21 protein-coding genes are annotated in these 22699 nt (G+C 71.1%); 9 read left to right on the forward strand and 12 right to left on the reverse strand.

The window, feature by feature from the left end; all coding sequences use genetic code 11:
• Positions 1-66: 66 nt before the first annotated feature.
• The 8 genes from IF78_RS0107535 to IF78_RS0107565 form a co-directional block, all read right to left on the reverse strand.
• Positions 67-942, reverse strand: a complete 876-nt coding sequence (locus IF78_RS0107535; RefSeq protein ID WP_031479861.1) for an alpha/beta hydrolase — start codon at positions 940-942, stop codon at positions 67-69.
• Between the two features lie 125 nt (positions 943-1067).
• Positions 1068-1457 carry an alpha/beta fold hydrolase gene (locus IF78_RS49505; protein WP_425314600.1) on the reverse strand — a complete coding sequence of 130 codons (390 nt, stop codon included), beginning with the start codon at positions 1455-1457 and terminating at the stop codon, positions 1068-1070.
• A 29-nt stretch (positions 1458-1486) separates the two neighbouring features.
• The gene (locus IF78_RS49510; protein WP_031479863.1) at positions 1487-1741 is read right to left on the reverse strand and encodes an EF-hand domain-containing protein; all 255 of its coding nucleotides are present in this window, start codon (positions 1739-1741) and stop codon (positions 1487-1489) included.
• 120 nt (positions 1742-1861) lie between these two features.
• On the reverse strand, positions 1862-2947 hold the full coding sequence (locus IF78_RS0107545; protein ID WP_031479865.1) for a FecCD family ABC transporter permease: 1086 nt from the start codon (positions 2945-2947) through the stop codon (positions 1862-1864).
• Positions 2944-3948, reverse strand: a complete 1005-nt coding sequence (locus IF78_RS0107550) for a FecCD family ABC transporter permease (RefSeq protein ID WP_031479867.1) — start codon at positions 3946-3948, stop codon at positions 2944-2946. Before IF78_RS0107550 ends, IF78_RS0107545 begins: the two co-directional genes overlap by 4 nt.
• Before the next feature lie 46 nt (positions 3949-3994).
• Positions 3995-5035, reverse strand: a complete 1041-nt coding sequence (locus IF78_RS0107555) for an ABC transporter substrate-binding protein (RefSeq protein ID WP_031479869.1) — start codon at positions 5033-5035, stop codon at positions 3995-3997.
• 179 nt (positions 5036-5214) lie between these two features.
• Positions 5215-6846 carry a cellulase family glycosylhydrolase gene (locus IF78_RS0107560; protein WP_031479871.1) on the reverse strand — a complete coding sequence of 544 codons (1632 nt, stop codon included), beginning with the start codon at positions 6844-6846 and terminating at the stop codon, positions 5215-5217.
• A 34-nt stretch (positions 6847-6880) separates the two neighbouring features.
• Positions 6881-7996 (reverse strand): GDSL-type esterase/lipase family protein, encoded by a 1116-nt coding sequence (locus tag IF78_RS0107565; protein ID WP_031479873.1) that lies wholly within the window; start codon positions 7994-7996, stop codon positions 6881-6883.
• A gap of 133 nt (positions 7997-8129) precedes the next feature.
• Here IF78_RS0107565 and IF78_RS0107570 point away from each other — a divergent pair, with 133 nt between their 5' ends.
• Together IF78_RS0107570 and IF78_RS0107575 are read left to right on the forward strand one after the other, a co-directional pair.
• Positions 8130-8915 (forward strand): cyclase family protein, encoded by a 786-nt coding sequence (locus IF78_RS0107570; protein ID WP_031479875.1) that lies wholly within the window; start codon positions 8130-8132, stop codon positions 8913-8915.
• Positions 8912-10552 carry a thiamine pyrophosphate-binding protein gene (locus tag IF78_RS0107575; protein WP_031479877.1) on the forward strand — a complete coding sequence of 547 codons (1641 nt, stop codon included), beginning with the start codon at positions 8912-8914 and terminating at the stop codon, positions 10550-10552. The genes IF78_RS0107570 and IF78_RS0107575 overlap by 4 nt, the downstream gene beginning before the upstream one ends.
• Positions 10553-10622: 70 nt before the next feature.
• On the opposite strand, the gene IF78_RS0107580 is transcribed toward IF78_RS0107575, so the two are convergent.
• Positions 10623-12068 carry a glyceraldehyde-3-phosphate dehydrogenase gene (locus tag IF78_RS0107580; protein WP_031479879.1) on the reverse strand — a complete coding sequence of 482 codons (1446 nt, stop codon included), beginning with the start codon at positions 12066-12068 and terminating at the stop codon, positions 10623-10625.
• Between the two features lie 125 nt (positions 12069-12193).
• On the opposite strand from IF78_RS0107580, the gene IF78_RS0107585 reads away from it, so the two are divergent.
• Positions 12194-13147, forward strand: coding sequence for a LysR family transcriptional regulator (locus tag IF78_RS0107585; RefSeq protein WP_031479881.1), 954 nt, complete (start codon positions 12194-12196; stop codon positions 13145-13147).
• Positions 13148-13292: 145 nt separating this feature from the next.
• Positions 13293-15257: a collagenase gene (locus IF78_RS0107590; RefSeq protein WP_031479883.1), complete on the forward strand. Its 1965-nt coding sequence runs from the start codon at positions 13293-13295 to the stop codon at positions 15255-15257.
• Here IF78_RS0107590 and IF78_RS0107595 read toward each other — a convergent pair.
• A complete protein-coding gene (locus IF78_RS0107595) occupies positions 15223-15555 on the reverse strand; it encodes a hypothetical protein (protein ID WP_031479885.1) in 333 nt (110 codons plus the stop codon). The two genes, IF78_RS0107590 and IF78_RS0107595, sit on opposite strands and share 35 nt — an antisense overlap.
• A 41-nt stretch (positions 15556-15596) precedes the next feature.
• Here IF78_RS0107595 and IF78_RS0107600 point away from each other — a divergent pair, with 41 nt between their 5' ends.
• The 5 genes from IF78_RS0107600 (at position 15597) to IF78_RS0107620 (ending at position 21098) form a co-directional block, all read left to right on the forward strand.
• On the forward strand, positions 15597-15866 hold the full coding sequence (locus tag IF78_RS0107600) for a hypothetical protein (RefSeq protein ID WP_051827550.1): 270 nt from the start codon (positions 15597-15599) through the stop codon (positions 15864-15866).
• Positions 15867-16026: 160 nt separating this feature from the next.
• Complete coding sequence (locus tag IF78_RS0107605) at positions 16027-18366, forward strand: molybdopterin cofactor-binding domain-containing protein (RefSeq protein WP_031479889.1); 2340 nt, start codon at positions 16027-16029, stop codon at positions 18364-18366.
• Between the two features lie 8 nt (positions 18367-18374).
• On the forward strand, positions 18375-18851 hold the full coding sequence (locus IF78_RS0107610) for a (2Fe-2S)-binding protein (protein WP_031479891.1): 477 nt from the start codon (positions 18375-18377) through the stop codon (positions 18849-18851).
• A 202-nt stretch (positions 18852-19053) separates the two neighbouring features.
• Positions 19054-20553: a purine-cytosine permease family protein gene (locus tag IF78_RS0107615; RefSeq protein WP_031479893.1), complete on the forward strand. Its 1500-nt coding sequence runs from the start codon at positions 19054-19056 to the stop codon at positions 20551-20553.
• Positions 20550-21098 carry a cysteine hydrolase family protein gene (locus tag IF78_RS0107620; protein WP_031479895.1) on the forward strand — a complete coding sequence of 183 codons (549 nt, stop codon included), beginning with the start codon at positions 20550-20552 and terminating at the stop codon, positions 21096-21098. The genes IF78_RS0107615 and IF78_RS0107620 overlap by 4 nt, the downstream gene beginning before the upstream one ends.
• On the opposite strand, the gene IF78_RS49115 is transcribed toward IF78_RS0107620, so the two are convergent.
• Both IF78_RS49115 and IF78_RS0107630 read right to left on the reverse strand, forming a co-directional pair.
• The gene (locus tag IF78_RS49115) at positions 21099-21326 is read right to left on the reverse strand and encodes a hypothetical protein (protein WP_031479897.1); all 228 of its coding nucleotides are present in this window, start codon (positions 21324-21326) and stop codon (positions 21099-21101) included. It abuts the gene before it with no gap.
• A 34-nt stretch (positions 21327-21360) separates the two neighbouring features.
• Positions 21361-22698, reverse strand: coding sequence for a phosphoribosyltransferase family protein (locus IF78_RS0107630; protein WP_031479899.1), 1338 nt, complete (start codon positions 22696-22698; stop codon positions 21361-21363).
• Position 22699: the final 1 nt, after the last annotated feature.

Raw genomic sequence — 22699 nt, forward strand, 5'->3', positions numbered from 1 at the left:
TCGGAGCCCCGACGGATCAGGTGCGGACAGGGCCCGCAGCTCCCGCGAAGCGCCCCGCGAGGAGCGTCATTCCACTGCCGTCAGGAACCCGGCGATCTCGCCCAGGACCCGGGCCGCCGGTGCCGGGTCGGTCAGCCATTTCAGGTGGCTGCCCTGGAGCGTGCGGACGTCGTACGGGTTGTCCGGGGTGAGCGCGTCGCCCTCGCGGATCAGCCGGTCCTGCAGGGCGAGCGGCAGGCTCGTGTCGTCGGCCAGTCGCACATACGTCTTGGGGATACGGCCCCAGGTCTCGGCCTGCGCCCGGTCGGTGGAGGTGCCGACGTCCAGGTTCTCGTCGGGCTGGAAGGTGTTGAGGAAGGTCAGGAACTCGTCGTCGGTGCCGTCGGCGAGGAACGCCGCCTTGAACGCCGCGAGAGCTTTGGGGTCCGCCGTGCGGAAGTTGACGCGGAGCAGGCCGAGTTCGGCCGGGTTACCGGCCATCGCCAGAGCCAGGGACGCAGGGTCGACCGTGGCCATCTCCGGCTCGGCGTAGTAGTCGCCGACGTTCAGATCGACCGGGCACCAGGCGGAGACGTAGACGATGCGGTCGATGAGGTCGGGTCGCGCGTTGGCCGCGGCGGTGGCCGTGACGCCGCCGCGGCTGTGCGAGACGAGGATCACGGGTCCGTTCCGCTTGGCTCGCTCCAGGATCCCGATCAGGTACGCAGCGTTGTCGGCGAGCGTCACGCCCTTGATCGAGCCGGGCGCGGTCGCGAGCCCTTCGGGATCCTGCGGTGCCTGATAGGCCCGCGGGTAGGTCGCCGCGAATCCGTGACCGGGCAGGTCGACCGCGACCGAACGGTGGCCCAGGAGGCCGAGTTCGGCCTGGAGGGGTGCGAAGGAGAAGGAGTTCGCGAACGCCCCGTGAACCAGGACGAAGGTCGGTTGCATCTGTCGGCTCACTCTCTGGCCGCGGCGGCATCGCCGGAATCGGCGGCGCGCGGGCCGGTTGCCCGGTGTCGGTCGGTCGACCCTAGGCACACGAAGATCATCCGCACCACCTGAACAGGCCCTTCCACTTGGGCATTTCAAGGACCGCCGATCCGGCGTGGCCGCAGTGGCCCGGACTCGGACGACGGTGAGCGCGGGCTGCGTACGGCGGCGCAGATACGCCTCGCTGTGCGGGCGGACACCGACCGCGCCGGGCTCGGTGTACATGCCGGCGTAGGCCTGGGCAACGACGTGGTCCGGCGTGCCGAGCATCGTGCGGACGTGTGCCGTACGCAGACCTGCCGGCCGGCTTTCGCATGCCGCACAGCGAGCAGATTGACCACCTGTCCGCCCATGGAGTGCCCTACGGCGATCACCGGACCGGCACCCAGGGAGTCCAGCAACGCGGCGAGATCGTCGGCCATCTCCAGGGGCGTGTTGCCCGTCGGCGGCACCTCCGAGCGCCCGTGCCCCCGCAGATCGGGCACGAGGACCCGGGACCGTCCGAACCGGCCCGTCAGCTCCAGCCGAACCGACGGTCCACCACCGCGGCGAACTCCTCCAGGGTCAGTACCTGGTCCCCGTTCTGGTCGGCGGCGTCGAACAGCGCGGAGGAGGCGTTCTCGTCTCCCACGGCCCACAACGGCAGGTCGCCCGACGCGGCCAGGGAGGGGCCCTTCGTGCGCAGGGCGATGATCACCTCTGCGCGGGTCAGGGTCCCGTTCTCGTCGAGGTCGAGCGCCTCGAACAGCTTTCGGGCCTTGTCGCTCATCGTGACACCCTCGCTCCTGATACCGGCAGGCGGCCGGCCCACCCCGTTCCCACACGAAGACGTCCGCGCACCCCTCCAGGTTGCCTCCGCGGGCCGCCTCGGCGCAGGCCTCGCGTCCGGTCAGGCGCCCCTGGCCGAGCGAGCCCGGGTCCGGGCGATCAGCCACATCAGATACGGCGCCCCGACCGCCGCCGTGAGCACGCCCACCGGCAGCTCGACCGGGGAGAACAGGCGGCGGGCCAGTACGTCCGCGACGAGGACGATCGTGGCGCCGGTGAGGGCGGAGGACAGCAGCGGGATCTGGGCGGTACGGGTCAGCCGGTGGGCGATCTGTGGCGCCAGCAGCGCCACGAAGTCGACCGGGCCCGCGGCACCCGTCGCCACCGACGCCAGCACCACCCCGAGCGCGGTGAGCCCCAGCCGGACCGGACCGAGCCGTACGCCCAGCGCGGTCGCCGTGCTGTCGTCCAGGGACACCATGCGCTGGGCGTGCGCCGCCCACAGCAGGGCCGGGACCAGCGCGAGAAGGACCCACGCCAGCGGTGCGGCCTGGTCGTAACCCCGGCCGTTGAGCGAACCGGTCAGCCACACCTTGGCCTGCTGCGCCACGAGATAGTCGCCCTTGGTGAGGAACAGCCGGGTCACCGAACCCAGCGCGATCGACACACCGATGCCGACCAGGACGAAGCGTGTGGCGTGCAGGCCGCCCCGCCAGGCGAAGACGTACACGAGCGCGGCGGCCGAGAGCCCGCCGACGACCGAGACGTACGGCAGTGCGGCGTACGACGTGATCCCGAAGGTCATCGCGGCCACCGTGGCCGCGCCCGCACCGTGCGTGACGCCGATGACGTCCGGACTGGCCAAAGAGTTGCGCGCGACGGACTGGATCAGCGCGCCGGAGACGCCGAAGGCCGCACCGACCAGCAGACCCGTCACCAGGCGGGGGAGACGCAGCGTGCCGACGACCAGTTCGTCGGGACTCGGCTGTCCGAGCAGCACGCGGACGACCTCTGTGGGGGAGACGTACGACTCGCCGACGCACAGGGACACGACGGCCGTCGCCGCCAGTACGACGGCCAGCAGGACCGCCACCGCACTGGCCCGGCGGTGCAGCAGGAAGCTGCCGTCCCCGACGCGGACGACGGTGTAGCCGGCGGGGCGCAGCCGCCGTGGCGCGGGGCTCGTTCGCTCGAGAGACTGGGTCACGCCGGCACCGTCGCCTTCCTCCGAACCAGCGCGACCAGGAACGGCACGCCGAGCAACGCGGTCATCACGGCCACCGGCACTTCCGAGGGCGCGAAGACGACACGGCCGAGCACGTCCGACACGAGGATCACCGCGGGACCCAGCAGCGCGGACAGGGCGAGCACCCACCGGTGGTCGGCGCCCACCAGAGCCCGCGCGATGTGCGGGACGGCGAGCCCGGTGAACGCGATCGGACCGGCGACCGCGACGGCGACCCCGGTCAGCACGGTCGCCGCGAGCGCGCCCAGGGCCCGCACCAGGGCCACCCGGTGACCGAGCCCCCGGGCCACGTCGTCACCGAGGGCGAGGGCGTCAAGGCCCCGGGCCAGGGCGGCGACCAGCACCAGCCCCACCAGCAGGAACGGCCAGGTCTGCGCGACGACCTCACCGTCCCGCCCGCCGATCGAGCCGACGTCCCAGAAGCGGAACTCGTCGAGGGCCCGGGCGTCGGTCGTGACGATGGCGGAGACAACCGAGGCGATGAACGCGTTCATCGCGGCGCCCGCCAGCGCCAGCTTGACCGGCGAGGCGCCGCCGCGTCCGCTGCCCGCCACGGCGTACGCGGCCACCGCGGCGAGCCCCGCACCGGCGAACGCGAACCAGACGTAGCCGGCGGGCGTGTGCACCCCGAGGAACGCGATCGCGCAGACGACGCCCAGCGAGGCGCCCTGGCTGACGCCGAGGACGCCGGGCTCGGCGATCGGATTGCGGGTGATGCCCTGCATGACGACTCCGGCGACCGCGAGGGCCAGCCCGACCATCACGCCGATGACCGTGCGCGGGACCCGCAGCGCGCGAACGACCTGCGCGTTGTCACCGCTGCCGCCGTGCAGCAGGGCGTCGAACACCTCGCTTGGGGGGATCTGGCGGCTGCCGAGGGCGAGGCTGAGCAGGACGGCGAGGAACAGCAAGAGGGTGCCGGCGACCGTCCAGCCGATGCGCCGCCGGGTGGCATGGGACATGCGTTTTTCCTCTTGCTGTTCCTCTTGTCGCTGTTGCCGAACGGCCCTACTTGGTCAGGTACTTCTCCAGGTCCGCGAGGACCTCGTCGGCCGCGGTGACGCCCAGGCCCAGGTACCAGGTCTCGTCGGGCACGTCGTACGCGTGGCCCTCCTTGACCGCCTTCAGGTTCTTCCACAGCGGGTTGCTCTGCGCGCGGGACTTGTCGGTGGCCTTCGCGTCGCCGTACACGCCGGTGAAGATGAAGTCACCGTCGGCCTGGTCGATGTTCTCGGCGCTGACTTCGGCGGCCAGGTCGTCGATGTCCTGGTTCTTCGGGCGCGGGATGCCGGCGTCCTTGAGGATGGTGCCGATGAACGAGGCGTTGGCGTAGAGGCGGATGACACCGTCGGGCAGGTAACGGACCATCGACACCGTCGGCTTGTCCGCGCCGAGCTTCGCGTCGAGCTCCTCGACCTTCTTGTCGTACGCGGCGAGCTGCGCCTTGGCCTCGGCGGTCTTGTCCAGGGCCGCGGCGTTGAGGAGGTAGTTCTCCTTCCACGTGAAGCCGGGGCGCAGGGAGAAGACGGTGGGCGCGATCTGGGACAGCTCGTCGTACTTGTCCGCGGCGCGCAGCTGGCTGCCGAGGATCAGGTCCGGCTTGAGGCCGGCGATCGCCTCCAGGTTGAGGTTGTTGATGGTGCCGACGTTCTTCGGGTTGCCGGCGTCCTTCTTCAGGTACGAAGGCAGCTCCGGGGAGCCCTCGGTGGGGGCGAGGCCGACCGGCTTGATGCCGAGCGACACGACGTTGTCGAGCTCGCCGACGTCCAGGACCACGACACGCTTGGGCTGGGCCTTGATCTCGGTCTCACCCATTGCGTGCTCGATGGTGCGGGGCCATTCGCCCGGCTTGGCATCGGTGCCCATCTCGGCGGTCTTCTTCGCGGCGTCCGCGAATTCGTCTCCGCCCTGAGCCACGGCCTTCTTGTCCCCGGCTCCGGCCGCGGGCTTCTTGTCCGCGCTGTCGTTGGAACCGCCGCAGGCCGCGAGGGACAGGGCGGCGGCGACGGCAAGAGCGACGGCGGCGGTACCGCGGCGCCGGTGAAGCATGGCAAGGCTCCCTTTGATGTACATGGGGGGCGGCTATTAGGCCAGCCTCACCTTATCCGGATCTTTCGTGTGCCCTACAAGCGAGTCTGTGTGGCTCCTGTCACGGTCCCGTGGTGTCCGCGTGCGCTTCCTTGACGCCCTGCGTCGACAGGACGTCAAGGAGGCCGGCACGGGTCGGGTCAACTCGGCGAGCAGGCGGTGTCGTTGAGCGTGAAGGCCGTGGGGCTGGGGTTCGTGTTGCCCTTCGTGGCGGTGAAGCCGAGGGTGACCGAACCCGCCGGGGCGATCGTCGCCGTGTACGACACGGAGGCGACGCTCACCTCGGCGCCGCTCTGCGTCGCGGTGCCGCCCCACAGGTTGCTGACGCGCTGACCGTCCGGGAACGTCCAGCGCAGCGTCCAGCCGTTGATCGCGGCGCTGCCGGTGTTGCGCAGGACGATCTCGCCCTGGAAGCCGCCGGGCCACTCGTTCGTCACCCGGTAGGCGACACCGCACGTCGCGGACGAGCCGCCGGAGGACGTCGTGACCGTCACCGTGCCGGAGCGCTGCGAACGGTTCCCGGCGGCGTCGCGGGCGTAGACGGCGAAGGTGTACGAGGTCTCCGGAGCGAGGCCGGTGACGGTGGCGGAGGTTGCGGTCGTCGAGATGGCGGCGGTCTCGCCGGCGCCGCTGACGCGGACCACGTCGTAGCCCGTGACGCCGGTTCCGTCGCTCGCGGCGGACCAGGCCAGCGTCACCGACGACGAGGTCACTCCCGAGGCGGTCGGTGTCCCGGGAGCGGTCGGAGGAGTGGTGTCGCCGCCGCCCGAGGCGTAGACGGTGGCTTCCTTCGAGGTGGCGGCGATGCCGTTGGCGCCGTTGAAGACGCGCCTGCCCCAGTCGCTGAGCCGCGCGGGGTCGAAGCCGATGGCCAGGTCGAGGATCGGGTCGGTGTTGCCGCTCCAGGACCAGGCCAGGTAGCCGAGCCGGAGCTGCTGGGCGGCGGCCATCATGGTGTCCTCGTCCGGGTCGCCGTACTGGTCGGGCGGACCACCGAACTCGCCGATGAGGATGGGGAGTCCGGCGCTGACGAAGGCGTTGAGGTACTCCGTGATCTCCTGCGCGGTGTCGTACACGCTGTACATGTGGATCGAGAAGATCAGGTTGCCGGTGGGGTCGGCGTCGTAGACGGACCGGGCGTTGGCGCGCATGACGCCCTGCCAGTCCTGGCCCCAGTTGGGCGCGTCCACCATGATCGTGTGCGCGAATCCGGCGTCGCGCAGCTTCTTGACGGCCGCGATCGTGGGCGCGGTCCAGCCGGCGGGATTGGTGTTGCCCCAGGGCTCGTTGCCGATGTTGATGATGACGTAGTTCTCTTCGCCGGTGAGTACGCCCTTCAGGCCGATCCAGTAGTCGGCCGCGTGGTCGAGGGTCCCGGCCGCGGCCTCCTCCCCGTAGCCGGTGGTGTCGTGCACCTCCAGCACGCAGATGAGCCGGTTGGCCTTGCACTGGGCGATGACGCCTGCGACGTCCTCAGCGCTGTTCCTGGTCCAGCGGTGGCCGTCGGAGAGGACGACGCGGACGGTGTTGGAACCCAGCGCCTTGACGTCGGCGAGCGACTGCGTCTCGCCCGGATACCAGGTGTGGGCGTGGTTGACACCACGCATCACGAAATGGTTGCCGCTCGCCTCCAGCAGCCGGCCGTCCCGGATGTGGATGCCGGTCGCCGCCGCCTGGGCAGGCGCGGCGAAGGAGAGTAAGGGGACGAGCAGGCCCAGGAGGGCGGCCACGACGGCGGCCACTCGTGGGGCGGTGCGGGTGCGGGATCTCATGGCGGCTCCCAGGGTGAGATGGGGTGACGATGCGTCAGGATGACGCGGTGCGCGCCGTGCAAGTGACAGTCGCCGTCGGAGTGCCGGCCGTTGCCGGGGTGCTGGCGATGAAGCCGGAGGTGGTGCTCGCGCCGGGCGCGAGGGTGCCGTTCCAGTCCGCGTTGCTGACGAGGGCCGTGCCGTCGGATGCCGTGCCGAGGGTGCCGTTCCAGACCTGGGTGAGGCGGGCGCCGTCCGCGGGTACGACCGCCGTGGTCCAGCCCGCTACGGAGGCAGCGGACGCGTTGGTCACCGTCACCTCGCCCTGGTAGCCGCCCTGTCGGGCGGAGACGGCGCGGAAGGACGCGGTGCAGGCGGGCGGGTCGCCAGGGGAACCCGGATCACCGGGATCGCCCGGATCTCCGGGATCACCGGGGCCCGCGTCGAGCAGCCCGGTCAGCGGCGGGTACCACCGGGCGGCGATCTTCTCGTCCCCCGAGGCGGTGGGGTGCACGCCGTCATGGGTTTCGGTGGCCGTGTCGAAACCTGTCCACTGGTCGACCATGGCTACGGGGGAGCGGCTGGTGCTCGTCGCCCGGGCCCGCTCGGGGATCCGCGGGTTGAAGTCGACGACGTGTTGCGCGCAGCCCGGGCAACTGCTCGGGTTCATCGGGATGATCTGCGCGACCAGGATCCGCGTGTCCGGATTGGAGGCCCGCATCTGCTCCACGAGCTTCGTGTAGGCGGCGAGGATGCGGTCGGGGGCGATGGCGCTCCACACGTCGTTCGTGCCGAAGTGCATGACAACGATGTCCGGCAGCGTGGCCGCCAGCCGGGCCGGCAGCAGGTTCTGGGCGGCGACGTTGGTGACCAACTCGCCGCCGTGGCCCTCGTTGTCACCGTCATGCGGCTGTCCGCAGCCCTGCGGACCGAGGGTGCCGACGAAGTCGATGTCCTTGTATCCGGCGCTCTGCAGCCGGTTCCACAGCACCGCCCGCCAGCAGCCAGGCGAGCCGGTGATGCAGTCGCCCAGGGGCATGATGCGCACGGGCTCCGCCGCCTGAGCGGCGGCGGCCGGCGGTGCGAGCGTCACTCCGAGAGGCAGGAGGACGGTGGCCAATAGGCCGAAGAGCGGGAGGAGCGGTAAGCGTGAGCGGGGGGTGTCGCGCATGGTGTTCCCTTCCCCGGGTAGGTGGGAGCGCTCCCATAAAGACATGAAGCCATTGTTGTCATTGACGCGTCAAGAGCTGGGAAGTGCGGCTGCGATGCTGTCAGTTCAGAGCACCCCGACCGAGGAGGCGCCCATGACCGAGCCGTCCGTCCTAGCCGCGCTGGTGTCCGCTCTGCGAGGTGGATCGATCGAAGTCGTCGACCTCACCTCACCCTTGTCGTCGTCGACACCCGTGATTCAACTGCCGCCCCAGTTCGGGCAGACCGCCGTCTTCGAGCTGGAGGAGATCAGCCGGTACGACGACCGGGGACCGGCCTGGTACTGGAACAACTTCCGCAGCGGCGAGCACACCGGCACCCACTTCGACGCCCCGAACCACTGGGTCACCGGCCAGGACCTCATGGACGTGGCCTCGGTGCCGGCCGGCAGACTGATCGCACCGGCAGCCGTGCTGGACTTCACCGCCGAGGTCGCCAAGAACCCGGACTTCCTGGTCGAGGTCGACCACGTGAAGGCATGGGAGGCGGAGAACGGCCCCTTGCCCGAAGGGGGTTGGCTGCTGCTGCGCACCGGCTGGGACGCCCGCTCGCACTCCCAGGAGGCGTTCCTCAACGCCGACGAGAACGGCCCGCACACCCCGGGCCTGTCGGCGGAGTGCGCCCGCTGGGTCGCCGAGGAGTCGCCGGTGATCGGCCTCGGCGTCGAGACGGTGGGCACGGACGCCGGAGGCGCGTACTCCTTCGACCCCGCCTTTCCCTGCCACTCCTACCTCATGGGCAGTGACAAGTACGGTCTGACGCAGTTGCGGAACCTCGCCGCACTGCCACCGACCGGCGCCGTCGTCATCGCGGGACCGCTGCCGATCGTCACCGGCTCCGGTGCTCCCGCGCGCGTGCTCGCCCTGGTGGAGCGCTCATGAAGGTCGCGGAAGCGGTCGGCCGGGCGCTGTGCGCAGCCGGGGTCGGGCAGGTCTTCGGAGTGGTCGGATCGGGCAACTTCCACGTCACGAACGCCATGGTCGCGGCGGGGGCGCGATTCGTCGCCGCTCGCCACGAGGGCGGCGCTGCGACGATGGCCGACGCGTACGCCCGGACGAGCGGCGAGGTCGCGGTGGTGAGCGTGCACCAGGGGCCCGGCCTGACGAACGCGATGACCGGGATCGCGGAAGCGGCCAAGAGCCGTACGCCGCTCGTCGTGCTCGCCGCCGAGGTGACCGAGCCCCGCTCCAACTTCTACGTCGACCAAGAGGCGTTGGCGCACGCGGTGGGCGCGACCACGGTTCGGGTCACGTCGGCGCAGGCCGCGGTCGAGCAGGCGTGCGGGGCGGTAGGGCTGGCGGTGCGGGAGCGGCGTACCGTCCTGCTCAACCTCCCCCTGCCGGTGCAGGCGTTGGACGTGCCGGACGGCGCCCTGGCACAGGCGGCGCCACCGCCTCGGCGGGCCGCGGTCGAGCCGGACGCGGATGGCGTACGGGCCCTGGCGGAACTGCTCGGCAGGTCCCGGCGGCCGGTGTTCGTGGCCGGCCGGGGAGCGCGCGGCCCCGGCGGGCGGGCGGCACTGGAGGCCCTCGCCGAGCGCCACGGCGCGCTGCTCGCCACCTCGGCCGTCGCACGCGGGCTCTTCCACGGCAACCCCTGGTCGCTGGATGTCTCCGGTGGCTTCGCCTCGCCCCTGGCCTGCGAACTGATCCGGGGCGCGGACCTGATCGTCGGCTGGGGCTGCGCCCTCAATATGTGGACGATGCGGCACGGCAGCCTCATCGGCGCCGACGCCACCGTGGTACAGGTCGACGACGAACCGTCCGCACTCGGCGCCCACCGTCCGGTGGACCTCGGTGTCACCGGCGATGTGCGGCTCACCGCGCACCAGGTCCTTGAGGCGGCCGGTGAGCTGCGGCAGGGCTACCGGAGCCCGGAGACCGGTGCGGCCCTCGCGGAACGGGTGCGTCTGCGCGACGTGCCGTACGACGACACGAGCACGCGTGAGCGGATCGACCCGCGGACGTTGAGCATCGCGCTCGACGACATCCTGCCCGCCGAGCGGGTGCTCGGCGTGGACTCGGGGAACTTCATGGGCTATCCGAGCGCGTACCTGTCGGTGCCGGACGAGCGGGGCTTCTGCTTCACACAGGCGTTCCAGTCGATAGGCCTGGGCCTGGCGACCACGATCGGGGCGGCACTGGCACAGCCGGAACGGATCCCGGTGGCCGCGCTCGGGGACGGCGGCGCGTTGATGGGCGCCGTCGAGCTCGACACGGTGCGGCGGCTCGGGCTGCCGATGGTGGTCGTCGTGTACGACGACGAGGCGTACGGCGCCGAGGTGCACCACTTTGGACCCGAGGGGCACCCGCTGGACACCGTCCGCTTCCCGCCGACGGACATCGCCGCCGTGGGGCGGGGCTACGGCTTCGAGGCGGTGACCGTCCGGACTCGGGCCGATCTGAAGGCCGTGGCGGACTGGGTGGCCGGGCCGCGGTCCGCGCCGTTGCTCATCGACGCCAAGGTGGTCGCCGATCACGGGTCATGGTGGCTGGAGGAGGCGTTCCGCGGGCACTGAGCACGGGAAGCGTCGACCCGCCTGTCGGCACCGCATTGCCGGCAGACGGGTCGGCGAATGGCTGGGCGGATCAGACCGCCGGTGCCGGGAAGGTCGGGTACTCCACCCCGGAGACGTGCTGGACGACTCGGATGACCTGGCAGGAGTAGCCGAACTCGTTGTCGTACCAGAGGTAGAGGATCGCGTTGTCGCCCTCCACCTTCAGCGCGCCGGCGTCGACGATCGAGGCGTGCCGCGAGCCGATGAAGTCGCTGGAGACCGCGTCGGGGGCCGTGATGAAGTCGATCTGGCGACGCAGCGGCGAGGTCAGCGAGACGTCGCGCAGGTAGTCGAGGACCTCCTCGCGGGTGGTCTCGCGCCCCAGCTGGAGGTTGAGGATGGCGATCGAGACGTCCGGCACGGGCACGCGGATCGAGCTGCCGGAGATCTTCGCCTTGAGGTCGGGCAGCGCCTTCGCGACGGCGGAGGCGGCACCGGTCTCGGTGATGACCATGTTCAGCGGCGCGGAGCGGCCGCGGCGCTCGGACTTGTGGTAGTTGTCCAGCAGGTTCTGGTCGTTGGTGAACGAGTGGACGGTCTCCACATGGCCGCGCAGCACACCGAACTCGTCGTCCATCGCCTTCAGCGGCGGGACTATGGCGTTGGTCGTGCAGGAGGCGCAGGACAGGACCTGCTCGTCCGGCTTGACCGTGTCGTGGTTGACGCCGTGCACGATGTTGGGGACGTCGCCCTTGCCCGGCGCGGTCAGCACGACCTTGTCGATGCCGGGGCGCAGGTGCTGGGACAGGCCCTCGCGGTCGCGCCACTTGCCGGTGTTGTCGATGAGGATGGCGTTCTTGATGCCGTACGCCGTGTAGTCGACCTCGGAGGGGTCGTTCGCGTAGATCACCTTGATCGCGTTGCCGTTGGCGAAGATCGTGCTGGTCGCCTCGTCGACGGTGATCGTGCCCTGGAACTGGCCGTGGATGGAGTCACGGCGCAGCAGCGAGGCGCGCTTGACGATGTCCTGCTCGCCGCCGCCGCGCACCACGATGGCCCGCAGCCGCAGGCCGTTGCCCGAGCCGGACTTCTCGATCAGCAGGCGGGCCACGAGGCGGCCGATGCGGCCGAAGCCGTAGAGGACGACGTCGCGCCCCTCGCCGCGCTCGATCTTGTTGGCGCCGGTGGCACCGGCGACGGCCTCGGCGGTGAACGCCTCCACGGACAGACCGCGGTCGTCGGCCTTGTACTCCGCGGCCAGCATGCCGAGGTCGATCTGCGACGGGCCGAGGTCGAGCGCGGTGAGGGCCTGCAGGAACGGCAGGGTCTCGGTGACCGAGAGCTCCTCACCGCCGATCTGCCGGGCGAACCGGTGGGTCTTGAGGATGCTGACCACCGACTTGTTCACCAGGGAGCGGCTGTGGAGAAGGACGGTGACGTCCCGCTCCCGGTGCAGCTTCCCGATGAGCGGGATCATCGACTCCGCGATCTCCTCGCGGTTCTTCCAGTTGGTGAACGAGTCGTCGTTGACAGTCACGGGCCTATCTTTCGAGCTAGGAGGCGCTCATATGCTAACCGTAGGGTGCGACGATCGTTCAAGCAGGGGTCGTTGGGGTGTGCGTATATCCCGTGTTGAGGTGATTTGCCCGACTGGAGGGGTGGATGGAGCTGGAGCTTCGGCATCTGCGGGTGCTGTGCGCGATCGCGGACGCCGGGAGCGTGGGCCGGGCCGCGGTGGAGCTGGGGTACACGCAGCCCGCGGTGAGCACCCAACTCCGTCGGATCGAGCGGCACTTCGGTGAGCCGCTGTTCGTGCGCGGACCCACGGGCGTACGGCCGACCCGGTACGGCGTCGAGGTGGTGGCCCAGGCACGCGACGTCCTGGCCCGCGCGGCCGCGATCGGTCGCCGGCCGGCCGCCGAACCGGCAGGGCGGACGCTGCGCGTGGCGGCGACCAATTCGCCGATGCTGGCGGGTATGGTCGCCGGACTCCGGGCCAGGCTGCCGGAGGTCTCGCTCGCGGTGAGCAGCGTGTACGCCTCCTCGCGGATCGTGGAACTGCTGGAGGCGGGCACGGTGGACGCCGCCATCGCCGCGGACTACCCCGGCAGGGAGCTGGAGCACTCGGACGCGGTGGCCCATCGCGGGATCGTTACCGAGCCGACGTTCGTGGCCCTGCCGTCCGGCCATCCGCTCCGGCACCGCCCTCAGATCGCCCTCGCCGATCTGGCCGAGGAGGCGTGGTTCGTCACGCCGGACGACGGGGCGGGCTGGCCCGGCGTCTTCTACACGGCGTGTTCGGCGGCCGGCTTCACACCCGTCGCCGTGCACGAATTCCTCGGCGACCAGCTGCAGTTGCAGGGCATGATCGCCGACGGGCTCGGTGTGTCCGCCGTGCAACCGACACTGCGCCCGATCCCGGATGTCGTGATCAAGCCGCTGATCGGTACCCCGCTGTGGTGCCGTTACGTCCTGGCCTGGCGGCGGGAGGAGGTCCCGGTCGGGACGGTGGAGGCGCTGTTCCAGTCGGCGGCCGACGCGCACCGTGAACTCGCCGCCCGGTCACCGCACTTGAAGGCATGGGCGGCGCGCACATGGAGTGTCGCCGGGGCGTAGGCGACCGCCCGCTCAGGGCGTTATGGCTCGTCGGTGCAATGTGCTATGTCACACGCCATTGTTGACGTGATCGGGCGCTGAGACAGTGCCTCACACGCCTCAGCTACCCCCTGTCGAGGCGCATCAACTCCCTGGAGGAATCCCGATGCGCTACCGCTCAGTGCTGCCCAGACGCATGCTAGGCGCACTCGCCGTCTGCGCCACGTTCTCCGGCCTCCTGTCGCCACCCGTGTTCGCCGCACCCCCGGCCGACCGGGACGTCACGCCCTCCGCGACCTCACCCCACAGGACGCCCCCACCGCCGGCCGCCTCAGTCACCGCTGCCGCCGCCCGGACCGCCGTACAGAAGCAGGCTCTGAACCCGGCCCAACTCCCGCCCCTCACACCGACGCACGCCCAGGACCCGGCGCCCACGAGGGGCGCCACCAAGCCGAAGTCGTGCACCCCGGGTGACTTCGGCGGACGGACCGGCGCCGCACTCGTCGCGTTCGTCAAGGCGTCGACCACCGAATGCGTCAACACCCTGTTCGCCGTGACGGGTTCGGACGCCCGCGCCGTCTTCCGCGAGTCGCAGATGGTCACCGTCGCGAAGGCGTTCACGAGCACGGCCCGGAGCTACGCGGGCGACAACTCGTCCCGGATCCTGCAACTCGTGCTGTTCCTGCGGGCCGGCTACTACGTACAGTTCAACAACCCGGACGACGTGGGCCCGTACGGTGCGTCCCTGGCCCGCAACACCACAGGCGGCCTCGACACCTTCTTCGCCCGCCCGCGCTCCAGGGACGTCACCGCCGCGAACGGCGACGTGCTGGGCGAGGTCTTCATCCTGACCGACAGCGCCGACCAGCAGGCCCGCTATCTCCGGGTCTACCAGCGGACCTTGCAGGACTACAACAGCTCCTACGACGGCATCCGCAGCATGCTGGCGGCCGTCAACTCCGTCTACACCCCGCTCTGGCGCGGCAACTGGAACCCCGACTACGTCAAAGCGGTCACCGCCGACCCGTCCATCGCCCGGACCCTCCACACCTTCGCGCTGGCCCACCTGGACCTGCTCGGCACCGACCGCGCCTACCTGACCTCCAACGCCGGGATGAACCTGGCCCGTTACGTCGAACACCAGGCGCTGCGGCCCACGGTCCGCCCGCAGGTCAAGCACCTCCTGGACTCGTCCCGCATCACCGGACCCACGGCCGGACTCTGGGTGGCCGTGGCGACCCAGGCCGACTCCTACGACGGCGCCAACTGCGCCTACTACGGCGTCTGTGACCTGACCGGCCAGCTCACGCGCGCGGCCCTGCCGATCACCCACGCCTGCGACGCCACCCGCACCATCCGGGCCCAGTCGCTCACCTCGGCCGAGCTCGCCGCGGCGTGCGCCAGCGTGCTGGGCCAGGACGCCTACGTCCACGACCTCGTCAAGGACGACGGACCCATCCCGGGCCAGTACCTGTCGACCCTCGACCTCGCCGTCTTCGCCAGCGCCCAGGACTACCGGACGTACGCCGGAGCGATCTTCGGCATCAGCACGGACAACGGCGGCATGACCGTGATCGACGACCCGACGGACCCCGCCAACAAGCCCTTCGCGGTCATGTACCAGAAGAGCCAGGACACCGGACACGCCGCCCGGATCTGGAACCTCAACCACGAGTACATGCACTACCTCGACGCCGTTTACAACATGAAGGGCGACTTCGGGCAGCAGACGTCGGTGCCGGACGTGTGGTGGATCGAGGGCGTGGCCGAGTACGTCTCCTACGGCTACCGTCGCATCACCTACGACCAGGCCGTCACGGAGGCGGGCAAGCACACGTACCGGCTGAGCACGCTGTTCCAGAACACGTACGCCAACAGCGACGTGACCCGCACCTACCCGTGGGGCTACCTCGCGGTCCGGTACATGTTCGAGAAGCACCCGGCCGACATCCAGCGCATGCTCGCCCGCTTCCGCGTGGGCGACTACGCCGGCGGCTACGCCGTCTACGCCACCGACATCGGCACCCGCTACGACGCCGACTTCGACCAGTGGCTGACGGAGTGCGCCGCCGGCGCCTGCGCGGCGACGCCGGCCGTCAGTCGAGAGTCGTCTCGGGGATCTGCACGTTGATCAGATCTCCGGAGCGCGGGTCGACGGTCAGACCCCGGCCCGGCCTGCGGTTGGGCAGATGGGCCTGGGTCAGGCGGACGCCCAGGATGTCGCCCTCCATCACGCTCTGAGGGTCGAGGAGCACGCCCCGGCGATGCCGCTTCAGGGCACTGAGCCAGCCCATGGCGCCCGCCATCGTCTCCCCGGTGACACCGGCCGCCACGCCGATGCCGCGGTCCCGGCCGGACTCGACCAGGGCGCGCAGGTCCTGGTCGATCTCCGGCAGGATCAGCAGATCGGCGTCGTCGACGAGCACCACGCGGGGCTCGCTGCCGCTGCCCAGGGCGGCGGCGAGCTCCTGTGCCGTGGGGGACGCAGACGGGCGGCGTCGCCAGCACCGGCACCTGGACCAACCTCGGGGACAAGGTGTCGGTGGCCTCCGCGTCGAGCAGTGGCGAGCTGGACTACGTGGTGACGCTGAAGCCGGGAATCACCATCGGACCCGGCACCTACGTCTTCAGGTTCCAGTACGACCACAACCACGGCAATCGTGACGCCGGCGGCGACCGCTACAACGTCACCGCCACCTCCACCGCCGGGGCAACCGAGTACCGCAAGGGCGGCTTCTGAGCCGGGAGCCGCCGCCGGACGGCCACCGGCTTCACGAGTGAGGCGCGATGTGGGTGTTGCGTGTCGAAGTGCTCCAGGGATCTTCCGGAACGCACGCGGGCCGTGCACAGTCAGGATCCGCCCCGCACGGGCGCATGCCACTTCACCGGGAGGTCAGTCGATGGGAGAGCAGCACCGCCCGGAGCGGCCGGACACCACATCCGTCCCTTCGGGCGGCATCGGCCGCCGGACATTCCTGGGCTACGTCGTGGCAGCCTCGACCCTGACCGTGGCCGCCCCGCTCGGCGAGACGCTCCTCGCCCCCACAGAAGCGGCCGCGGCGGTCCCATCAGTGCCCGGCCCGTCCGAGATCTACGACCTCAACGACATGCTCACCCACGCCGCGCTGCCCACGGCGAACCTGATCACCATCCGCCTCGACAGCGACGGCACGGCCTCCTTCGCCCTGCCCAGGGCCGAGGTCGGCCAGGGCATCACCACCTCCAGCGCCATGCTCATCGCCGAGGAACTGGACCTGCCGCTGGAGAAGATCCGCGTCACGCTGGCCGACGCCCGGCCGGAGCTGCTGTTCAACCAGCTCACCGGCGGCTCGAACACCACCATCTCCACCTACACTCCGATCCGCGTCGCGGCCGCCGTGGCCCGTGGCCGCCTGCTGAGGGCCGCCGCGCTGGAACTGGGGGAGGCCCTCGACGCCCTGACCGCGAAGGCCGGGGTCATCACCTCGGCCGTGACCGGCAAGAGCCTCACCTACGGCGAACTCGCCGAGAAGGCGGCCTCGGTGGCCACCGGACAGGTCTCCGTCACCCTCAAGGAGCCCGCCGACTTCAAGGTCATCGGCACCGCGCGGGGGCGGATCGACGCGCTGGAGGCGGTCACCGGCCGCAAGAAGTTCGCCATGGACGTGCACGTGCCGGGCGCGCTGCCGACGATGGTGTGCCGCCCGCCGACGATCAACGGCACCGTCCGCTCGGTCGAGAACCTGGACGAGGTGCGGGCCATGCCCGGCATCACCGACGCGGTGCGCATCTCCACCGGCGTCGCCGTGCGCGGCCGTACGTTCGGCCAGTGCATCGACGCGGTCCGCGCCCTCAAGGCCACCTGGGGACCCGGAACCGCGGAGGACGCCTCCGACGACACCGTCCGCGCCGAACTCCGCAAGGCCGAACTCCCCCTCCCCGCCCTCGACCTGCTGACCAAGTCCGTCGACGCCCGCTTCACCTTCCACTTCGCCAGCAACAGCGCCCTGGAGACCAACTGCGCCATCGCCGACGTACGCGAGGACTCGGCCGAGATCTGGGCGAGCCTGAAGTCGCCGATCACCGCCCAGGAGGACATCGCGACCAAGCTCGGGCTGCCGGTCGGCGCGGTCAAGGTCCATGTCACCGAGGGCGGGGGCTCCTTCGGGCGGAAACTCTTCTACGACGCCGCAGCCGAGGCCGCCGAGATCTCGAAGGCGATGGGCAAGCCGGTGAAGCTGATGTGGCACCGCACCGACGACTTCCGCCAGGGCCGTACCCATCCCATGTCCACCTCACGGGTGCGCGCCACCTATGCGCTCGGCCAGGTGCTCACCTACGACCAGCGTCACACCTCCGTGGCCACCGACTTCGGCCACGGCGTCGGCGAGATCATCACCGCCGAGGCCGCCCGCCTGCCTGTCGGCGACCTCACCTTTTCCGAGACGGTCTTCACGCTCACCCAGCAGACCCCGTACGACTTCGGCGTCGTCACCCAGCTCCTCAGCGAGACCGACAAGCGCTTCAACACCGGCTCCATGCGCAACATCTACTCGCCCAACGTGCGCTGCGCGCAGGAACTGGTGGTGGACGAGCTGGCCAAGCGCATGGGCAAGGACCCCTACCGGTTCCGCCGCGCCTGCCTGAAGGAGGAGCGGGCGCGGGCCGTTCTCGACAAGGTCGCCGAGTTGGCGGAGTGGGGGCGCGGCATGCCGGCGGGGACGGCACAGGGCATCGCGGTCCACCCCGAATACCACGCGTACGTCGCCGTCCTCGCCGAGATCGACTGCCGCCCGGAGACCACCGGACGCGAGATCCCCGACGCGTACACGGGCCCGCGCGTGACCAAGGTCGTCTGTGCCGTGGACGTAGGCCTGGCGGTGAACCCCCGCGGCCTTCAGGCCCAGATGATGGGCGGCATCATGGACGGCATCGCGATCACCCTGAGCTCCGGACTGCACCTCACCGACGGGCATTTCCTGGAAGGCAGTTGGGACAACTACTTCTACACCCGCCAGTGGAACACCCCACCGGAACTGGAGATCGTCGTCATGCCGCCGACCACCGAAACCCCCGGCGGTGCGGGCGAGTTGGCGGTCGCGGGCGCGATGGCGGCCGTGGCCTGCGCCTACGGACGCGCGACCGGCACCATGCCGACGACGTTCCCCCTCAACCACGGCGAACCGCTCGGCTTCGAGCCGCTGCCCACCAGCCCGCCGATCCCCGCGTCCCCCACCGACGGCCTCAGCCGCGCCTTCTAGGAGCCCCTGTGCCCGAACACACCTTCATCCTCAACGGCGAGTCCGTGACCGTGGACATCGAGGACGACGTACGGCTGCTGTGGGTGCTCCGGGACGTCCTGGGCGTCACCGGACCGAAGTACGGCTGCGGCCTCGGCGTGTGCCAGGCCTGCACGAGTCACATCAACGGCAAGGCGTTCAACCCCTGTTCGGTCCCCGTGAAGGACCTGCGCCCCACGGACGAGGTCACCACCATCGAGGGCCTGCCCGCCACGGTCGGCAGGGAACTCCACCCCATGCAGGAGGCCTGGCTGGAGTACGACGTCGCCCAGTGCGGCTACTGCCAGCCCGGCCAGATCATGACCGCCGTCGCCAAGGTCCGCCAGGCCCGCGAAGAGGGCCGCGACATCACCGAGGCCGACCTCGACGAGATCCGCAACGTCTGCCGCTGCGGGACGTACCACCGCATCCGGGAGGCGATCGTGGCGGGAGCGAGGAAGTACTGACTCGACCGGCGTGCGGACCTGCCGAGGGAACCGGACGACGGGGCTTTCCTGCGCGTCGACGACGAACTGGCCCAGCTGCAACCTGCTGCGGGGCGCCCCGTTCGGCGACCGGCTCGGGGACCGCGCTTCCGTTTCGAGGCCCTGCCGCTGATCGGCCGCCGCCTTCCCCGGCGGGGTGAACGGGTGCGACCATGCCGGGGTGATCACATCCCCGGACCCACTCGACGGCAGATCCCCGACCCGAAAGCTCCAGGTGGAGACCCACGGGCTCGACGTGATCGCCGACACCGAACGCAAAGGCACCCCCCGCACCCTGTTCTGGCCCTGGTTCGGCGCCAACGTGTCCATCCTGGGCCTGAGCTACGGCGCCTTCGCCCTCGGCTTCGGGATCTCCTTCTGGCAGGCACTGGTCGCGGGAGTCGTCGGCATCGTCTTCTCGTTCCTGCTGTGCGGGTTCGTCGCCGTGGCCGGAAAACGCGGCTCCGCGCCGACGATGGTGCTCGGCCGCGCCGCGTACGGCGTGCGCGGCAACCGCCTGCCGTCACTGATCTCCTGGGTCCTCACGGTCGGTTGGGAGACCGTGCTCTGCGCCCTGGCCACCATGGCCACCGCGACCGTCTTCGGCCGCCTCGGCTGGGGCGGCGGCACCGAGACCAAGGTGGTCGCCCTCGTCCTGGTCGGGGCGTTGACCGTCGTCGTCGGTGTCATGGGCTTCGACCTGATCATGCGGCTGCAGACCGTGATCACCGTGGTCACGGGCGTACTGACCGTCGTCTACGTCGTCCTCGTCGCCGACCACATCCACTGGTCCGCCGTCAGTGCCGTACCGGCGGGCTCCGCACAGGAGTTCATCGGCGCGCTCGTCTTCATGATGACCGGCTTCGGCCTCGGCTGGGTCAACGCGGCCGCCGACTACTCCCGCTATCTGCCGCGCACCGCCTCGAGCCGGGGCGTGGTCGGCTGGACCGCCTTCGGCGCGTCGCTGGCGCCGCTGCTCCTGCTGGTCTTCGGACTGCTGCTGGCCGGCTCCGCCAGCACGCTCAACGAGGCCGTCGCCGCCGACCCGATCGGCGCGCTGACGACGATCCTGCCGACCTGGTTCCTGGTCCCGTTCGCCGTAGTCGCCGTCCTCGGCCTGGTCGGCGGCGCGGTCCTCGACATCTACTCGTCCGGCCTGGCCCTGCTCTCGGCGGGCCTGCGCGTGCCGCGTCACGTGGCAGCCCTGTTCGACGGGGTACTGATGATCGCGGGCTCGATCTACATCGTGTTCGTCGCCGACGACTTCCTCGGCCCGTTCATGGGGTTCCTCACCACGCTCGGCGTCCCCATCGCCGCCTGGTGCGGCATCATGCTCGCCGACCTGGCGCTGCGCCGCCGCGACTACGACGAGGCCGACCTCTACCGCCCGGCCGGCCGCTACGGCGACGTACCGCTCACCCCGCTGCTCCTCACCCTCACCGCCACCGCCCTCGGCTGGGGCCTGGTCACCAACTCGACGGCGACCTGGCTGGAGTGGCAGGGCTATCTGCTCGGCCCACTGGGCCTGGGCGGCAGGTCCGGTGCCTGGGCGTACGCCAACCTCGGCGTCCTCGCGGCCCTCGCGCTCGGCTTCCTCGGCACGCTGGTGCTGCGCCGCGGACGCGTCCGTGCCCAGGAGACGCAGGCACCGGGCCCGACGGTGGACGAAAAGGTGACCGCATGACCTCCGGGCTGCTCGCCGTCGTCGACATGCAGCGCGTCTTCGCCGACCCCGACAGCCCATGGGCCGCCCCTCGATACGCCGAGGCGGCGGCGGGCATACGGCGTCTGCTGCCGGCCTTCGGCGACCGGGTGACGTTCACCCGTTTCGTGGCCCCCGAGGAACCCGAAGGCGCCTGGCGGGCGTACTACGAGCAGTGGCCCTTCGCCCTGCAGCCTCCGGACGCCCGACTCTGGCAGCTGACGGACGAGTTCGCCTCCCACGCGCGGCACGTGCTGGACACCACCACCTTCGGCAAATGGACCCCGGAACTGGCCCGACGCGCCACCTCGGAAGGCCGCCTGGTCCTGGCCGGCGTCAGCACCGACTGCTGTGTCCTGTCGACCGCCCTGGCGGCCGCCGACGCGGGCGTCGAGGTGCTGGTCGTCGCCGACGCCTGCGCGGGCGCGGACGACGACACGCACACGAAGGCGCTGCAGGTGATGGACCTGTACCGGCCGTTGATCCGGGTGACGACGGTCGCCGAGTTGCTGGTGGAGAGGCCGTAGTCACGGCTCCGACGTCTCGGACTCCAGCGACGACCGGGTCGCCGTGCCGTAGACGCCCGACTCGTCCGTGAGGACGACGCGGGTGAGCTGGTAGGTGCGTACGGCGCTCTCGGATCGAAGTCCTCCGCGGCAGCCGCCTCCGCCGTGCGCGTCTCGCGACGGGCGTCGGACGCGAGTCGGCCGCAGGAGCAGGCCGGTGTCCCGTCCGTTGCCCGGGGCGTGCCGCACTCGGGGCAGACGGGGCCGGAACGAGCCGCCCGGGCTACGCGGAGCGGCGCGGCGTCCCCGTGCCGGGCCGGTCGAGGTGGGCGGTGAACCAGTCCCGGGCCAGTTCGGCGACGGTGGTGAGGGTGCCGGGTTCCTCGAAGAGGTGGGTGGCGCCCGGGACGACCGCGATCCGGTGCTCGCAGTGCATCCGGTCGGCGGCCAGGCGGTTGAGGCTGAGTACCTGGGTGTCGCGGCTGCCGACGATGAGCAGGGTCGGCGCCCGCAGGCGGGTCAGCGCGGCCGGGGTCGCCAGATCGGGTCGGCCACCGCGGGAGACGACCGAGCGGATGCCGGAGCCGGACAGGGCGGCGGCCTCCAGCGCGGCGGCGGCTCCGGTGCTGGCGCCGAAGTAGGCGACGGGCAGGCCGGTTTGCTCGTGCAGCCACACGGACGCGGCGTGCAGGCGCCGGGCCAGCAGCAGGATGTCGAAGACGTTGTGCCGGTCGTGCGCCTCGTCGTCGGTGAGGAGGTCGAGCAGCAGGGTGGCCAGGCCCGCGCGGTTGAGGGCGGTGGCGACGTACTGGTTGCGCGGGCTGTGCCGGCTGCTGCCGCTGCCGTGCGCGAACGCCACGGCCGCCGGCGCCCCCTCCGGCACCACCAGACGAGCGCCGACCCGCGCGCCCGCGGCCGGGACCAGCACCTCGCGGTCTGACGGCGACGCGGCTGGTGAGGGCGGCGCCGTGGGCGGGCGCGGCACGGCTTGGGCCGCCTGCGCGAGCACGGCGGTGACCTCGGCGTCCGTGACCTGGCCGAAGTCCCGGTACCACGCACCCACCGAGCCGAGGACCCGGTGCGCGTGCGGGCACACCACATCGTCGGCCACGCGCCGCAGCCGGGCGACGCTGTGGGCCGCCCCGACCGGCACCGCGAGGACGATCCGGGCCGCGCCCTGACCTCGTACGACCCGGCAGGCCGCCTCGGCCGTGGCCCCGGTGGCGAGTCCGTCGTCCACGACGAGCGCCGTGCGCCCGGCCACCGGCAGCGCGGACCGCTCCCCTCGGTACCTGCGCACACGCCGTTCCAGCTCGCCCCGCTCGGTCTCCTCCACGGCATCGCGCTCACGGGCCCGCAGTCCGGCCGTGTCGATCACGTCCTGGTTGAGGACCCGCACCCCGTGCTCGCCGATCGCCCCGAAGCCCCACTCCGGCTGCCCGGGCACGCCCAGCTTGCGCACCACCAGCACATCCAGCGGGGCACCGAGACTCCGGGCCACCTCGGCCGCCACGGGCACGCCGCCCCGAGGCAGCCCCAGCACGACGACATCCTGACCGCGCAGCTCCTCCAGCCCCTCGGCCAGCAGCCGCCCGGCCGCCCTGCGGTCGTCGTAACGCATA

Origin of the sequence: Streptomyces bicolor, from assembly GCF_000719285.1 — a bacterium.
Taxonomy (GTDB): domain Bacteria; phylum Actinomycetota; class Actinomycetes; order Streptomycetales; family Streptomycetaceae; genus Streptomyces; species Streptomyces bicolor.

Coding starts and splice junctions, on each gene's coding strand:
- IF78_RS49510 (WP_031479863.1), bottom strand. CDS start 1,741: ATGAGCGACAAGGCCCGAAAGCTGTTCGAGGCGCTCGACCTCGACGAG.
- IF78_RS0107550 (WP_031479867.1), bottom strand. CDS start 3,948: ATGTCCCATGCCACCCGGCGGCGCATCGGCTGGACGGTCGCCGGCACC.
- IF78_RS0107555 (WP_031479869.1), bottom strand. CDS start 5,035: ATGCTTCACCGGCGCCGCGGTACCGCCGCCGTCGCTCTTGCCGTCGCC.
- IF78_RS0107560 (WP_031479871.1), bottom strand. CDS start 6,846: ATGAGATCCCGCACCCGCACCGCCCCACGAGTGGCCGCCGTCGTGGCC.
- IF78_RS0107565 (WP_031479873.1), bottom strand. CDS start 7,996: ATGCGCGACACCCCCCGCTCACGCTTACCGCTCCTCCCGCTCTTCGGC.
- IF78_RS0107570 (WP_031479875.1), top strand. CDS start 8,130: ATGACCGAGCCGTCCGTCCTAGCCGCGCTGGTGTCCGCTCTGCGAGGT.
- IF78_RS0107575 (WP_031479877.1), top strand. CDS start 8,912: ATGAAGGTCGCGGAAGCGGTCGGCCGGGCGCTGTGCGCAGCCGGGGTC.
- IF78_RS0107585 (WP_031479881.1), top strand. CDS start 12,194: ATGGAGCTGGAGCTTCGGCATCTGCGGGTGCTGTGCGCGATCGCGGAC.
- IF78_RS0107590 (WP_031479883.1), top strand. CDS start 13,293: ATGCGCTACCGCTCAGTGCTGCCCAGACGCATGCTAGGCGCACTCGCC.
- IF78_RS0107605 (WP_031479889.1), top strand. CDS start 16,027: ATGGGAGAGCAGCACCGCCCGGAGCGGCCGGACACCACATCCGTCCCT.
- IF78_RS0107620 (WP_031479895.1), top strand. CDS start 20,550: ATGACCTCCGGGCTGCTCGCCGTCGTCGACATGCAGCGCGTCTTCGCC.
- IF78_RS0107630 (WP_031479899.1), bottom strand. CDS start 22,698: ATGCGTTACGACGACCGCAGGGCGGCCGGGCGGCTGCTGGCCGAGGGG.